A 14,902-nucleotide genomic window follows, 5' to 3' on the forward strand; every position below is an offset into this window, starting at 1 on the left:
AGAATTTTTGCAGTGTGTTTTTAAAAAAAGGTAGATACTATCTTCTTTCTATTTTTTTCTGATATCCACTTTCAATATATGCCTTTACAGGGTCTACCGGAAGTCCCTTTTCTATCCGTGCCTGTGCAACAATAGGTCGGACATCTGCATTGAGGAGAGCATTATTAAATAGCCTGTTAGCAAGGATAATTTCATCTTTTTCCATCAGGTTTGCTATTTTTTCACTATCTACTATGGCTGCCTTTGCAAGTGAGATTTGAAGTGAATCTATTGAATGCAGCAGTGCGTGTATTCTGTTTTCTCTTCCACTTGCCTGGTCTATCATATATGCCCATTTCTTATTTCCAATTACAACATCTCCCTTAACAAGTTCATAGAAAATCCTTGCTACCTGTGGATTGGGTTCTACTGCATGGTCATCATCTGCTACATATCTTGTATTGAAGTGGAAACCACATTTGATGTTTTCAGTAATGAGTATTGCGACTATCTGTTCTATATTAGTTCCATGGTGATGGTGTCCTAAATCAATAAGAACACCTACATTTTTTCCTAATGAACTTGCTAAGAGAAATGATGTTCCCCAATCAGGTATTGTTGTGCTATATGTTCCTGGTTCAAAAACCTTATATTCAATAAGTATATGTACATCCTTTGAAATTTTTTTATAACTTTCAAGTAGAGATTCCTTCATTCTTATATAAGCGGTAGAAAGGTCTATCTGACCGGGATATAAAGAACCATCAGGAAACCATAAATTTATTATACCATTACCGAGTTCTTTTGCTATCTTTCCTGCTAATATTGTCTGTTCTATATATCTTTTTCTTACAGATTCTGAAGGAGAAGTAAAACTTCCTTTTTCAGAGCCGGTAAGAAAATATGTTGGGTTAATAGTTCCTAATTTCATTCCCCTCTCTTCACATATTTTTTTAACCCTGACGGCTATCTCATAATCTCCTTCAATTCCATCTTCAGAAAAATCCCATAAGATGTGTGTGGATATGTATGGAGTACTACCCGTGAGAGAATGGATAAATGCACCGTCATCAATCTTCTGCTCAATACTTTTTGCATAACCTGGAGGTGTATAGTTTCCAAATCTACCGCCTCCAAATGGTCCAAGTGCCCAGCTGGGTATTTCTACTTCAAACTTCTTAATCATCTCAACGGCTTTATTTATCTTTCTCTCCCCGAACTCTTCCTTTAAATTTTTCAGTCCATTTTCTATCCATTTGCTATCCATTATTTGCTCCTTTATATAGAAATTTACAGAATTTTTAAAACTCCTGATTGATTTATGGGGTAGTTCGTAAGCCGGATTCTGTTTAAGCGGTCATTCATCTTGACCTGAGGTCACCCTCAGGTTCATGCAGTCAACCCGAACCTTTTAGGGCAGGGACCCATTGGTTCTGCTTGACCTTGCTCCGGATGGGGTTTACCTTTCCACTCGTAGTTACCTACCAGCGGGTGAGCTCTTACCTCACCATTTCACCCTTACCTTCCTGTAATGTAGGGAAGGTGGTATGATTTCTGTGGCACTTTCCAGTCATTTCTGACTGCTCCTGTTAGGAGCCATCCTCCCTGCAGGAGTCCGGACTTTCCTCCCTGAAAGTCAGAGCGACCGCCCGACTACCCCATAGTAATATTATAAACTTAAAACACAAAATCAGAAACGTCAGATATTATCCTGGAGAGAATTTTGTGCAACCTTATCTGCCTCTTTGTTTTCTTCTCGCGGAATATGGATGAATGAAACATTATTATATAGCGCAATAAGATGGGTTGCTATAAAGTATAATTTCTGAAGATATTTATCTCTTACTCTATAACTACCCTGCATCTGTCTTATGAGAATCTGGCTATCACTTCGTATCTCCAGTTTTTCTGGCTTATATTGGAGGCATTCTATAAGGGCTGTTATAAGTGCAGTATATTCAGCTATATTGTTAGTAGCTTCTCCTATACTTGCGCTAATTTTTTTCAAAAGTACACCTTCTGAATATATAACAATTCCTATTGATGCTTTTCCTGGATTCCCTTTTGAAGCACCATCAATATATGCAGTGATTTCTTTCATTAGTAGAGTATTCTGCTACAGTTTTCACAGTGAACAATTTCTTTTTTTGCCTTAACTTTTTCAACCACATAGACAGGAACAAACATTGAACATCCCCTACAGCTCTGTCCTTCCAGTTTACATATAGCAATACCATCTTTTTTCCCTGCTCTTATTCTTTCATAAATCTCATATATATCTTTATTTATTTCTGATACAACCTTTGTCCTTTCTGATAATGTCTCTTCTAATTTTTTCTTTATCTCCTCTACTTTTTTCGCTTCTTCAACTATTTTTTCTTCAATCTCCTTTTTTTCTTCTTCAGATTTCTTAGAAAACGTATTCAATTTTCTATTTATCTGGTCTTCTTTTTCCATAAGAAGAAGAATGCTATCTTCTATCTCTATTTTCTTTTTCTTTTGATTTTCTATTTCTGCAAGCAGAGAAGTATATTCTTTATTTGTTTTTACTTCATCCATCTGTTTCTGTAGTTTTTTAATTCCATTTTCAATACTTTCCAGTTCAAGTTCTCTCTCTTTCCGTTCCACCTGTATCTTCTTCAGTTCTTTCTTAATCAAAGAGATATCCTGAGATGTATTTTCAATGGACTTTTCCATCTGGTGTTTCCATTCAGGGAATTTATCTATGACTTTTCTATATGCAAGAATTTCATTATCTATTTCCTGGAGACAAATCAGTTTTTCTATATCATCTTTTAACATAGGGAAAAATAATACCCTATATAAAAAAATATGTCAATAATTCGTACGGAAATATAAAAATAACTCTTTAAATCATTTCCCTTTTCTTTGAGGGGAGAGTAGGATGGTGAGGATGAGTCCTTTCCTGTACTTTCCATCCTTTTGTCTTTACTTATAATATATTATAATAAACGTATGAAGAAAAGAGATGATATTTCTTCAATAGTAAAGAAGATAATTCCGAGAAATATACTTTCAGGACGTCTTTTATATTTTATAATACCTATAATCCTCACAATTATTATAATCAGTTCTACAAGTTATCTTTTGAATCTATTTGTTTCCAGGGAGGATGAACGTGTAAGGAAAGAACTTATAGATAAAGCGAAAGATGTGGTTGTTATGCTTAATCCTGAAAGGGTAAGAAAACTTACCTTCACTCCTTCTGATATTAACCTTCCAGAGTATAGAAGATTGCATAACCAACTGGTATGTATAGCCAAATTTAAAGAGATTGGTTTTGGTAAGGTATATACAATAAAGATGAAGCCAGATGGATTTTATTTTGGTCCTGAAGGATATGAACCTGATGACCCTCTTGCTTCTCCTCCAGGGACGAAATATGAAAAAGCACCAGCAGAGATTGAAAAAGTATTTATAGATAAAATACCTATAACAGTAGGTCCTTATACAGATGAATATGGAAGTTTTATATCTGCCTTTGTCCCTTTTATAGACCCACTTACACAGGATGTTCTTATGGTAGTAGGTATTGATACTGAAGTAAATATCTGGAAGGATAGATTATCTGCTGTTAAAAAGGTTCCACTTATTGTATGCTGGGCTTTACTTTTGATAGTTTATACAGGAACATTTCTTTTATGGCAGAGGCAGAGGATGACTACGGCGAAGAAATGGAAGATGAGGTTTGTAGAGTCAGGTATTACTTTATGTATAGGTTTAATTTTAACTCTCCTGATTGCCTATAATGTTTACATTAATGAAATAAATATTAAGACAGATGAGTTTTTCAGATTAGGAAGAGTTGTTGCATCTCATATAAAGGTAAATTTTGTAAAGGTAAGAGAAAGAATATATGTAATAAACAATTTTTTTGCTTCAAGTGAATATGTAAGTAAGGATGAGTTTGAGAGATTTTGTATTGCTTTGATGGAGACAGATAATTTTATATCTTCCATAGGATTTGTCTCCATTGTACCTGCCGATGACATTCAGAAGCATATAATAAAACAAAAATCCAGCGGTATAAATAACTATAATATTTTCCAGATAACAAATGATAATAAAAAAATAAATGTAAAAAAAGATGTGTATTATCCTATAGATTATCTTGTATCTAATAATAACAGAGAGGTATTATCTATTGGATTTGATATAAGTTCTATTCCTGAAGCATATAATGCGATTAAGGAAACTTTGTCTACCGGGCTTCCTACTTCCACTGTCCCTATTATTTCTCCTGTTTTCCCAGGGTATGGAAGTATATTGATTTTTAGCAAGGTTGCATCTCACAAACAGGAAGGACTTATTGTAACGGAAGTAAGATTAAGTTCTGCTATTTCTTCAGGTATGGAATTAATAACTGATAATATAGGAATTGATGTTTATCATCTTTCAATGGATAATATAAATAAGGAGCATATATTTTCTGTTGATTATAGACGAAAAGGGAAAACAGATAAAAATAACAGGTTCCATATTTCACTTCCTTTATTTTTCTTCGGAAAGGTATATTTTTTGAAGATTTCAGGAGAAAATCTATTAGACACAGATGCTTTAAATAATTGGTCAGTCATATTAACTGCAGGATTGTTACTGACATTGATTATGTCTCTGGTTATCTATTATTTAACCACAAAACAGATTGTTTTAGAAAGAGAAGTATTTCTCAGAACAGAGGATTTAAGGAGGCAGATACAGTTTGAAAAATTTGTAGCAGAAATATCTTCTATGTTATTTAAAATAACACATACGGACGCACAATATCGTATTACTTTAGTATTAAAGATGTTGGGGGAGTTTGTAGATGTGGATAGGGCATATATAAACTTACTATCTGAGGATAGTACTACTGTTTCATTAGTATATGAATGGTGCAGAGAAGGTGTAAAGTCACAGATGCCTTTCTTTCAACAGATTCCAGTAGATATGTTCCCCACTTTAAAAAAGTATCTATGGAATAACTTAATTATTGAAATACCGGATATAAAAGATGTAGTTATAGATAAAGATATGACTGAAGTAGAAAGAAATGAACTTAAAAGAGAAGGAGTAACTGGTATGCTGGCTATCCCACTGGTATGGGAGAATAGAACAATAGGATTTATGGGATTTGATACAGTGAACAGAAAAAAAGAGTGGGGTGAGACCTGTCATACACTTCTAAAAGTTATTGCAGGACAGATTACAGCACTTATTATGAAACTGAAAGCGGAAGATAGAATCTGGTATCTAAGCATTCATGACACGCTTACAGGTCTTTATAACCGAGCATATTTAGAAGAAGAGATGGAACGGCTGGATACCGAGAGACAGTTGCCTTTAAGTATGATAATGGTGGACCTCAATAATCTAAAAAAGATGAATGATACATATGGACATATAGCAGGTGATGAAATGTTAAAAAAGGTAGCCGATATTTTAAAAATCTCCTGTAGGAAAGAAGATATTGTTGCCCGCTGGGGAGGAGATGAATTCGTTATATTTCTACCCCAGACAGATGTAAATACAGTTATAAGTATATGTAATCGGATAATTGAAAATTGTAAAGAGATTTATGTGAAAGGAGAAAAGATATCAATAGCAATAGGTTGTTCTACTAAAGAGAACATAGAAAAAGATTTAATGACGGTGTTGAATGAAGCAGAAGAAAAGATGTATAAACATAAAGCAATTGTAAAAGGAAATCTAAATAGATAATTTTTTCAAGGATGATTTTCTGATATAGGTTGACTCTATTATTGATTTTATACCGCCACGTGGATTAAATTCTCCTTTAATTTTTAACCAATTGGGTTTGCATGCTTTTATAATATCCTGTTTAATCCGGTTTACAGCATTCTCATAAAATATACCTAAATTTCTGAAACTTTGAATATATGTCTTTAATGACTTCAGTTCTAATACCAGTTTATCCGGTTCATACTCAATTGTAAGAGTTCCAAAATCTGGTTGTCCTGTTTTAGGACATAGCGAGGTATATTCAGGAATGATGATGGTTATTGTATATTTATTAAATTGGTTTCTGAAACATTCAATATCAGGGAGTTTTACATCAAGTCCTGCTTTTTCAAATTTTTTATATTCACTTTTTATCTTTTTCATTTTAAAATGTTATTTCAAAAGAACTGAATGTTCCTGTATATGCTTTTTCTATTTCTTCTATATTTGTTATATTCCTGCCTAAATATCCTTCCTTCAGTTTTTTCAGAAATGTTTGTATTTCTTCTTTGCTACCCTCTGCTACTATTTCAACCTTTCCGTTAGAAAGATTTTTTACCCATCCAGTTACACCTGTTTTTGTAGCAATATCCTTCGTATAGAATCTAAACCCAACTCCCTGTACCTTGCCATCTATTATAATATGAAGTCGTTTCATTTAAAAGAAATAGACCCCGCCGTAGATAAAGCGGGGTCTATTTTTATGTATTTAATTAATATTCAGGGTAAGGAGGTGGAGTAGGTGTTTTTTCCTTCTTCTCCGGTATTTCTGTTACAAGTGATTCTGTAGTAAGGAGAAGTGCTGCCATACTGGCTGCATTTTCAAGGGCTGTTCTTACAACCTTTGTTGGGTCAACAATCCCTGCCTTCACCAGGTCTTCAAACTCATCTTTTTCTGCGTTGAATCCGAAGGTGTCTTCTTTTGACTCTTTTACTTTCTGGGCAATTACTGCTCCATCAAAACCAGAGTTTGAAGCGAGCTGTCTGATAGGAACTTCAAGTGCCTGCTTTATTATTTTTGCCCCTGTTTTTTCATCCTGATCACTGATTTTCAGTTTGTCTATTTCTTCCTGACACCTCAGAAGTGCAACTCCACCACCAGGAACTATACCTTCTTCTACAGCAGCTCTCGTTGCACTTAAAGCATCTTCAACTCTTGCTTTCCTTTCTTTCATATCTGTTTCGGTAGGAGCACCTACGTTAATAACAGCAACTCCACCTGACAGTTTAGCAAGTCGCTCCTGTAATTTCTCTCTGTCATAGTCAGATGTGGTCTTTTCAATTTCGCTTCTTATCTGATTTATCCTTCCCTGTATTTTACTCGCAGACCCAGCACCTTCAACTATTGTTGTATTTTCCTTGTCCACTATAATCCTTTTTGCTTTTCCGAGCATACTTAAGTCAACATTTTCTAATTTTAGACCAAGTTCTTCCATTATTGCCTGTCCACCTGTCAGGATAGCAATGTCTTCTAACATTGCTTTTCTTCTATCTCCAAATCCAGGTGCTTTCACAGCACAGCAGGAGAAAGTTCCTCTTATCTTATTAACGACCAGTGTTGCAAGTGCTTCTCCTTCCACTTCTTCCGCAATAATAAGGAGTGGCCTTCCTGACTGAGCAACCTTTTCCAGTAAAGGTAAAATATCCTTAACTGCTGAAATCTTCTTGTCATGGATTAGAATATAAGCATCATTTAACACACATTCCATTCTTTCTGGGTCTGTTATGAAATATGGAGAGAGATAACCACGGTCAAACTGCATTCCCTCTACAACTTTCAGTTCTGTCTCTGTTCCTTTTGCTTCTTCTACAGTGATTACACCTTCTTTACCAACCTTATCCATTGCTTCTGCTATAATCTTACCTATCTCAACATCATTAGCAGCAGCAATAGTTGCAACCTGCTGTATTTCATTCTTATCTTTAATGGTCTTGCTCATTGACTTTAACCGCTCTACCACTGCTTTTACTGCTTTTTCAATACCTCTTCTTAGATGTACTGGATTTGCACCAGCAGCAACATTTTTAAATCCCTCTTTTGCTATAGCGAGGGCAAGTATTGATGCAGTTGTAGTTCCATCACCTGCAACATCGTTGGTTTTTGAAGCCACTTCCCTGAGTAGTTGTGCACCTAAATTTGTCATGGGGTCTTCTATCTCTATCTCTTTTGCTATGGTTACACCATCATTTATAACTGTTGGAGAACCAAATTTCTTTTCCAGTACAGCACATCTTCCTTTAGGACCTAGTGTTGGTCTTAAAGTATCTGCCATTATACTCATTCCTTCTAATAACTTCCTTCTTGCTTCCTCTCCAAGAACTATCTGTTTTGCCATATTACACCTCCGTTTTTATTTGTCTTCAATAACAGCAAGGACATCCTCTTCTCTCAAGATCATATATTCCTTGCCTTCAATAGTTATCTCTGTCCCGGCATATTTACCATACAGAACTTTATCTCCGACCTTCACTTCCATCGGGATTAATTTCCCGCTTTCGTCGGTTTTTCCTTTACCGACCGCTACAACCTTTCCTTCCTGTGGTTTTTCTTTTGCTGTGTCAGGAAGAATAATACCTCCTTTGGTCTTTTCTTCTGCCTCAAGTGGTTCAACTACTATCCTGTCGCCGAGCGGTCTTAACTTCATCTTTCCCATACATCCCTCCTTGTTAAATTAAATAAATTGGTAATTTTTGTGGTTTTTTTTGGCTTTTCAAAATATAAATTATACCTTTTAAATAAAAACTGTCAAGAGATATAGAATTATTTTGAAGATTGATATAAAATATAAAAAAGGGGGCTATTATGGAAAAAGAAACGAAAAGATACAGGGTGCGTCCGAAAAGATATCTGTGTTTTTCCCCTGAAGAAGCAGTAAATACAGGAATTAGTGTTGGAGAAGAAACAGTTGAGGAATTGTTATTGATAAAGGGACTGGTATTTGGGAGTTTACTGTATGCTTCTATAAGAGAGATTGATGAGTACGAACTTATGAAGATGTCTGTTGAGGAAAGGAAAGAACGGCTTTTTGATTCCAGAAAAGAAGCAGTGAAGTATATTTCAGAGAACAATACTGATGGGACACTCTATCTTTATGGTGTAAAGGAAATAAGGAGTGTTCCGAGAGAAATGATAGGAGAGTTTGAAAGAGGTTCATCAGGTATCATAGATGAATTACAAAAGTTCAATAAGAGGGATTAGTTGGTTGACACGGATATAACCAGAAGGTAAAATTTTTTGTATGCGGGATTAACTCAGGGGTAGAGTACGAGCTTCCCAAGCTCGGAGCGCGGGTTCGAATCCCGTATCCCGCTCTTTGATGGATAAAATTCAGTTTTTATTTTTTAATGTAGCTATCAATTTCTGCATCCTTCTTTGAGAAGGAAGATATCTTATCCCAATGGAAAGGTTTAATATAATAAAAACAACCATCCATGAGATATTCCCACAGATAAGGAAGCCCATAAAACCTGTTATGGAAATGATATTTAATAGCCATATAGTAAAGAGCACATAAAGAAGATAGAAATGGGTAGTATCTTTCACTGCTGAAGATAACCGTTTACTGAAGAAATCAGATATTCCATCACAGAAGAAAAATATGCCGGCTCCTGTAGCAAAAAGAACATACTGGATAAATTTTGCCGGTCCTTCCTCATAATTTTCAACTATTCCTGTAAAACCATTTTTATGAAGTATAACTCCCACTATTAATAGTAAGAAAGGGGTGATGAAAGAGATAATGCCCGATATCTTTATATTCCTCCACAAAAGATTATTTTTCTCCATTTAGTCCTTTTTTCTCTCCAAAATAGTCCATTGACATCAATTCCTGACGGATTGCTGATATACGGGTTTTAATCAGTAAAGTAGAATAAATACTTTTCATATTTTCAAGTCCATATTTTTGCATAATCTCATAGACACATTCATTTGCCTTTTCAAATTGTATGATTCTCTTGCTACCCATGCCCTCTTTTCAGGATGCAACTGTGAGTACTGTAGATTTCCATGAGGCAAAAAAATTATTCCTGTTTTTTAAATAACAATCCCTTCTTAAAGATACATAGTATTTTATGTATTCATGATATTTTGTCAAATTTTATATTGACGGCTGATGTTTCAAAAGTTAAAATAAGAGAAGAATATAAAAAGCGCCTGTAGCTCAATGGATAGAGCATCTGCCTTCTAAGCAGAGGGCTGCCTGTTCGAGTCAGGCCAGGCGCACTACCAATCTTTGTAAATAAATCAAAAAGGAGATTATATTATGACCTGCCAGAAAGAAAAAAGTTTAGGAGAAATGAAGGTTCGGCTTTTAAATCTTATAAAAGAAAGAGCGCTTTTTTTAGGTCCGAGGAAACTTGCATCCGGTAAAATGAGTAATTGTTATATTGATGGAAAACTGATTACATGTGACCCTGAGGGAATCTACCTTGTGTCAAAAATTATCCTTTCAATGATAGAAAATGAAAAGATAGATGCAATAGGTGGTATGACAATGGGGGCAGACCCTATTTCAGCAGGTGTTGCTGTTTTAAGTTATATTGAAGGCAGACCTATCAAGGCATTTATAGTAAGAACTGCTCCTAAAGACCATGGGATGGGAAAACTTATAGAAGGGCATATCCAGAAGGGTTGGTCTGTAGTCATAGTTGAAGATGTTGTTACTACAGGTGGTTCTGCCTTAAAGGCAATCAAAGCAGTTGAAGAGGCAGGAGCAGTTGTTAAGAAAGTTATTGCCATAGTAGACCGTCTTGAAGGAGCAAAGGAATCACTTGCAGAGAAAAATATTCCCCTCCAATCAATCTTTACAAAAGATGATGTTGATTTCAGCAGTTTACTTTCTTCCAAATAATATATTATGCGCTTGTAGCTCAACTGGATAGAGCGTTGGCCTCCGGAGCCAGAGGTTGTGAGTTCAAATCTCACCAAGCGCACACTTTATCCGATGGATATTTCATTTATTACCTTTGCTATTACAGAAAGTGGTTGTTATCTATTTTCAGAGTGTATTCTCATATATATAGTAAAAATAATCCTGCAAACTTTAAAATTGATTTTTCAAAATGGTATGACAGATAGGAGTAAAAGGAAAGGTATAGGATATCCTTTATGTTTTTGTATTTTTTATAAAAATAAGTATAATATAGACCTATATGGGCCGTTAGCTCAATGGCAGAGCAGGGCACTCTTAATGCCAAGGTTGGAGGTTCAAGTCCTCCACGGCCTATTTTTTATTTTGTGAATGTTATTAAGAAAAATCCATCCTCATCAATACCTTTTATGAATTTAAATCCAAAGGGTTCAATGAAGTTTATCAGTGTAGGTATGTTTTTTATAACATCCTCTTTTATAATGGGATGTGCCCTTTGATGTAATTCATTTATAAATTTTCTTCCGGTTGGATGAGAGATAATGAAAAGTCCTCCTGTCTTCAATATCCGATATATCTCCCTTAAAACAGATGGTTTTTCTTCAAAGTGTGGATAACAGGAGTTTACAATAATTCTATCAAAAAATTCATTTTCAAAGGATGTCTTTCTGATATCCATTACATATGGTTTTACATTTGGAGGAAAATTTTTCGCTCTTAATTTCTCTATCATCCTTTCTGCAAAGTCAATGGCATAGACATTTACTTCCTTTTCTTTCTCAAGGATATAAGGGATGAGAATTCCTGTTCCGGTCCCCACATCTAATATATTCTGCCCTTTTCTAATATCTGCTTCAGAGATAATTCTTCTGTATTTTTCATTACTTACAATATCCTCTTCATCCCACCTGTCCGCAAGGTTATTGAAAAATTCTTTTTTAGTTATCATTTCTTATCCTTTTTGGAGAAAGTAGAACAGATATTATAAATATAAATGTTGATATAATCACTATAGATGCCCCTGCTGGAATATTAAAACGTGTTGAAAGAAAAAGTCCGCCCCATCCAGATAAAATTCCAAAAATTGAAGAAAGGATATACATCTTTTTCAAAGAATATGTTATCTGGTAGGCGGAAGCAGAAGGGTTTACTACAAGTGCAAATACAAGAAGTCCTCCAACTGATTTAAGTGTTGTACTTATTGTCATCCCTGTAAGAAATAATAGTATATAAAAGAATATAGTAGCAGGTATTCCACTTGCCTTTGCCAGTTCTCTGTTAAATATAACTGACTGGATTTCCTTGAAAAAAAGAGAAGTGAGGATTATGAGTATTACAACTGTAATAACAAGAAGACAGATATCTTTTGAATTTACAGTAAGAATACTTCCCCATAAAAGATTTAGTGCCTGACTTTTTGCTTCGGGTAAAATTCCCATAAATAGGAAAGCAAGTCCTAATGTTGAAGAAAATATTATCCCTATGGAGGTATCAGGATGTAATTGCCCTTTATCAGAAAGAGGTCCAAGAACAGCACACGCGAGGAAACTGAAAGAAAATGCGAAAGGAATGACTGGTTTACCTAAAACAAGTCCTAAAAGTGCCCCAGCAAAAGCAGAGTGTGAGATGGCAACCCCTATAAAAGAAATTCTCATCGTTACTATCCAAACACCTACTATACCACAGGCAATACCTGCAAGGAATGCCGAGATAAGGGCCCTCTGAAAGAATGTAAATCCTATCAATTCCATTTTTTTGTTTTTATATTTTTCAAAAATCCTTCTCTTCCACCATCAAAAATCACTTTTCCTTCTTCCATCCATATTACCCTTGAACAGAGTTTTTCTATCATTTCTATATCGTGGGATACAAAAAATGTTGTAAGTTTTCTTTCCTTATGAATCATGCTGATTATGTCAACTACTTTTTCCATCATCTTCACATCCAGCCATGCAAATATCTCGTCAAGAAGAAGAATCTCTGGTTCTTTCATAAGAGACCTTGCTATAAGAACTCTTTTTTTCTCTCCTCCTGAAAGTTGTCCGAATGGCTTTTTGAGTAGATAGTTTATCTCAAGCAGGTCTGCTATCTCATCTGCGAGTTTTTTTTCTTTTTTTTCAGGGTATTTTAAAAGTCCAATCTTTCCATAACATCCCATAAATACAACCTCTTCTGCAAGTACAGGGATTTTAAGGTCAATATCAAAGTGTTGAGGAACATAACCAATAATTCTTCTAAATCTGTTTTCATTAAAGATATTAAACTCTGTATTGTTTATATAAACCTTCCCTTTCTTTATTCTGGCAAGTCCATTTATAGCACAAAGGAGTGTTGTTTTTCCCGCACCATTAGGTCCAAATATACCAACAAATTCACCCTCTTCTATTTCAAGAGATAGGTCTCTAATTACTGTTTCTGTTAAATATCCCACTGATATATTATCTAATTTTATTTTTCTCATATGCCTCTATTATCCTTTGAGTATTTACATATAATGTGTCTCTAAGAGTCGGGGTATCAGGAAGTGCTTCAGGAAAGTTTGATATTGTAATATGGGGTATTCTTAGTTCCTCTGCTATTCCCTTCCCTGTATCAGGACCTGCCTGCAGGTTGTCAATTACGAGAGATACTTTTTCTTTTCTACCAATTTCTATAAGTTTTTTTATCTGTGAAGGAGAAAGGTCTTCTTTTCTGCCATATGTTGCTATGACCTCTAATCCGAGGTATTCAAGCATATTTTTAATATATCCGTTGCATATGACGGATATGCCTGCAACCTGCTTCTTCTTTATTATATTTTTTATCTTTTTATCTGTTTCTTCTATCTCTAAAAGAGTTTTTTTAGAATTGGTTTCAAAAAAATCCTTGTACTGTGGAAATTTCTCAGATAGAATTTTTGTAAGTTCATTATATATCTTTTTTTGGTTTTCCAGAGAGAAGCAGGTTCCCTCTGTTTTTATAATAATAGGAGAGAAACCTTCTTTTTTAATTGAGTTTTTTATCTGGTCAAGATATGGTTCAAATCCATGTGCAAAAAGGAGTCCACTTTTTTCTATCTCTGCAAGGTGTTTAACCTTTATATCAGAGTGTCCAGGGCAATATCCGGATGGGACAAGATTTTCCACTTTTAATTTACCCTTTACAATCTCTTTTACAGCAGAAGAAAGAACACTTGTAGTTGTAATAATCTCCTGGGCAAACAAATTACTTATATATAATAAAAGAAGGAGTATATATGTTAAAAAACATCTTCTTATCTTCATTTTATTTTCCCCTTTCTTCATCCCTCTTCCTTGATGGGAGATGGGCAGGGTGAGGGTGAAACCGTCGTTTCACTTTCCACCCCCACCTATATCCTCCCCCCTCATATGGGGAGGATTTGCTTTACTCCCTCTCCCTTGAGGGGAGAGGGGTGCTATCTTTGTTAATTCTCCCCTCCCTCAGAGGGGAGGGGATTAAGGGGAGGGTGAGACCTTTGCTACTCTTTTCTCCCTCATCCTTTCCTTCTCCCCCCATAGGGAGAAGGAATACTACCTTCCACCCCTACCTATCATCCTCCCCCCTCGTATGGGGAGGAACTGTCTTTTTTTCTCTCACACGTTGCTTAATATTAATATATATTTTAATATGATGTGTCCCAGTATTTTCTCCAGTCAGGTGCTATAACAGTTCCTACTGTGCCTGTTCCATCTGCATTACTGTGGTATTCCTCAGGTCTCATCCATTTTACACTACCATCACCAAAAAGTACATTGCTTCCCCCTGAATGAATCCTGCATACAGTCCAGTAGGATGTTGCACCACCCCCGAGAATGCCAGAAGGACTTAAAGTTCCACTTAAATCACTGTATGGTGGTCCTGCATTACATCCCCCTTGACCATCAGAAGGTCTTCCCCATTCCACTACAACTATTTTATTTGAGATATTTCTTATCTGTCCTTCTTTTCTTCCTACAAAACCAGGGATTGCACCAGAGCCGATATTATATCCCTGCCCATAGAACCAGTTACTGTAAGATATGGTTTTTCCATGTCTGCTGGGGCAGTAGCATATCTTGTTTCTCATATCAGCAGAGACATAACTCCACAGGTTTGTTTTCCAGCCAGGATTTGCAGGATATCTCGTATCCCAGTCCATCTTGTACATTTCAAATGCAAATCCCACCTGTTTCAGATTGGTCATACAGACCACCCCACGCGCCTTTTCTCTTGCCTGGCTGAGTGCTGGAAGGAGCATACCTGCCAGGATGGCAATGATTGCCACCACGACAAGCAGCTCTATAAGAGTAAAGCCCTTCTTCACAATAAGA

The 14,902-nt window shown here is 35.6% G+C and carries 17 protein-coding genes, 4 tRNA genes, 1 other RNA gene and 1 pseudogene; 7 read left to right on the plus strand and 16 right to left on the minus strand.

Annotated features, from left to right (window positions below; all coding sequences use genetic code 11):
* Positions 1–37: 37 nt before the first annotated feature.
* The 4 genes from N3D17_03875 to N3D17_03890 form a co-directional block, all read right to left on the minus strand.
* Positions 38–1,246, minus strand: a complete 1,209-nt coding sequence (locus N3D17_03875) for an L-rhamnose isomerase (protein MCX8082521.1) — start codon at positions 1,244–1,246, stop codon at positions 38–40.
* Between the two features lie 51 nt (positions 1,247–1,297).
* Positions 1,298–1,640, minus strand: an RNA gene (rnpB, locus tag N3D17_03880) — RNase P RNA component class A.
* Between the two features lie 38 nt (positions 1,641–1,678).
* Complete coding sequence (locus N3D17_03885) at positions 1,679–2,080, minus strand: ribonuclease HI family protein (protein ID MCX8082522.1); 402 nt, start codon at positions 2,078–2,080, stop codon at positions 1,679–1,681.
* Positions 2,080–2,781, minus strand: coding sequence for a C4-type zinc ribbon domain-containing protein (locus N3D17_03890; GenBank protein MCX8082523.1), 702 nt, complete (start codon positions 2,779–2,781; stop codon positions 2,080–2,082). The genes N3D17_03885 and N3D17_03890 overlap by 1 nt, the downstream gene beginning before the upstream one ends.
* Positions 2,782–2,955: 174 nt before the next feature.
* Between N3D17_03890 and N3D17_03895 the strand changes: the two genes are divergently transcribed.
* A complete protein-coding gene (locus N3D17_03895; protein ID MCX8082524.1) occupies positions 2,956–5,700 on the plus strand; it encodes a diguanylate cyclase in 2,745 nt (914 codons plus the stop codon).
* Here the strand turns inward: N3D17_03895 and queF are convergent.
* The 4 genes from queF to groES are packed head-to-tail and all read right to left on the minus strand — an operon-like array spanning position 5,689 to position 8,366.
* Entirely contained in the window at positions 5,689–6,105 is a 417-nt protein-coding gene (gene queF, locus N3D17_03900) for a preQ(1) synthase (protein MCX8082525.1), read from the minus strand. The two genes, N3D17_03895 and queF, sit on opposite strands and share 12 nt — an antisense overlap.
* A 1-nt stretch (position 6,106) precedes the next feature.
* Entirely contained in the window at positions 6,107–6,379 is a 273-nt protein-coding gene (locus N3D17_03905) for an acylphosphatase (protein MCX8082526.1), read from the minus strand.
* 55 nt (positions 6,380–6,434) lie between these two features.
* A complete protein-coding gene (gene groL / locus N3D17_03910; protein ID MCX8082527.1) occupies positions 6,435–8,057 on the minus strand; it encodes a chaperonin GroEL in 1,623 nt (540 codons plus the stop codon).
* A gap of 15 nt (positions 8,058–8,072) precedes the next feature.
* Positions 8,073–8,366, minus strand: coding sequence for a co-chaperone GroES (gene groES, locus N3D17_03915; GenBank protein ID MCX8082528.1), 294 nt, complete (start codon positions 8,364–8,366; stop codon positions 8,073–8,075).
* Between the two features lie 158 nt (positions 8,367–8,524).
* Between groES and N3D17_03920 the strand changes: the two genes are divergently transcribed.
* Positions 8,525–8,920: a hypothetical protein gene (locus N3D17_03920; protein ID MCX8082529.1), complete on the plus strand. Its 396-nt coding sequence runs from the start codon at positions 8,525–8,527 to the stop codon at positions 8,918–8,920.
* 42 nt (positions 8,921–8,962) lie between these two features.
* Positions 8,963–9,033 (plus strand) — tRNA-Gly (locus N3D17_03925).
* 16 nt (positions 9,034–9,049) lie between these two features.
* On the opposite strand, the gene N3D17_03930 is transcribed toward N3D17_03925, so the two are convergent.
* Positions 9,050–9,508 carry a hypothetical protein gene (locus N3D17_03930; protein ID MCX8082530.1) on the minus strand — a complete coding sequence of 153 codons (459 nt, stop codon included), beginning with the start codon at positions 9,506–9,508 and terminating at the stop codon, positions 9,050–9,052.
* Positions 9,495–9,689: a hypothetical protein gene (locus N3D17_03935; protein ID MCX8082531.1), complete on the minus strand. Its 195-nt coding sequence runs from the start codon at positions 9,687–9,689 to the stop codon at positions 9,495–9,497. Before N3D17_03935 ends, N3D17_03930 begins: the two co-directional genes overlap by 14 nt.
* 184 nt (positions 9,690–9,873) lie before the next feature.
* Between N3D17_03935 and N3D17_03940 the strand changes: the two genes are divergently transcribed.
* The 4 genes from N3D17_03940 (at position 9,874) to N3D17_03955 (ending at position 10,949) form a co-directional block, all read left to right on the plus strand.
* A tRNA-Arg gene (locus N3D17_03940) sits at positions 9,874–9,946 on the plus strand.
* Between the two features lie 40 nt (positions 9,947–9,986).
* Positions 9,987–10,574 (plus strand): orotate phosphoribosyltransferase, encoded by a 588-nt coding sequence (gene pyrE, locus N3D17_03945; GenBank protein MCX8082532.1) that lies wholly within the window; start codon positions 9,987–9,989, stop codon positions 10,572–10,574.
* A gap of 8 nt (positions 10,575–10,582) precedes the next feature.
* Positions 10,583–10,656: transfer RNA gene (locus tag N3D17_03950), tRNA-Arg, on the plus strand.
* A gap of 221 nt (positions 10,657–10,877) precedes the next feature.
* Positions 10,878–10,949, plus strand: a tRNA-Lys gene (locus N3D17_03955).
* Positions 10,950–10,953: 4 nt separating this feature from the next.
* On the opposite strand, the gene N3D17_03960 is transcribed toward N3D17_03955, so the two are convergent.
* The 6 genes and pseudogenes from N3D17_03960 to N3D17_03985 all read right to left on the minus strand — a co-directional run bounded on the left by N3D17_03960 (position 10,954) and on the right by N3D17_03985 (position 14,895).
* The gene (locus N3D17_03960) at positions 10,954–11,541 is read right to left on the minus strand and encodes a class I SAM-dependent methyltransferase (protein ID MCX8082533.1); all 588 of its coding nucleotides are present in this window, start codon (positions 11,539–11,541) and stop codon (positions 10,954–10,956) included.
* Complete coding sequence (locus N3D17_03965; GenBank protein MCX8082534.1) at positions 11,531–12,343, minus strand: metal ABC transporter permease; 813 nt, start codon at positions 12,341–12,343, stop codon at positions 11,531–11,533. Before N3D17_03965 ends, N3D17_03960 begins: the two co-directional genes overlap by 11 nt.
* The gene (locus N3D17_03970; GenBank protein ID MCX8082535.1) at positions 12,334–13,053 is read right to left on the minus strand and encodes an ATP-binding cassette domain-containing protein; all 720 of its coding nucleotides are present in this window, start codon (positions 13,051–13,053) and stop codon (positions 12,334–12,336) included. Before N3D17_03970 ends, N3D17_03965 begins: the two co-directional genes overlap by 10 nt.
* Entirely contained in the window at positions 13,031–13,855 is an 825-nt protein-coding gene (locus tag N3D17_03975) for a metal ABC transporter substrate-binding protein (protein ID MCX8082536.1), read from the minus strand. Before N3D17_03975 ends, N3D17_03970 begins: the two co-directional genes overlap by 23 nt.
* 359 nt (positions 13,856–14,214) lie before the next feature.
* Positions 14,215–14,658: a hypothetical protein gene (locus tag N3D17_03980; protein MCX8082537.1), complete on the minus strand. Its 444-nt coding sequence runs from the start codon at positions 14,656–14,658 to the stop codon at positions 14,215–14,217.
* A gap of 156 nt (positions 14,659–14,814) precedes the next feature.
* Positions 14,815–14,895, minus strand: a pseudogene (locus N3D17_03985) (prepilin-type N-terminal cleavage/methylation domain-containing protein).
* Positions 14,896–14,902 lie beyond the last annotated feature (7 nt).

It is taken from the genome of bacterium (assembly GCA_026414725.1).
In the GTDB taxonomy this organism is placed as follows: domain Bacteria; phylum Ratteibacteria; class UBA8468; order B48-G9; family JAFGKM01; genus JAAYXZ01.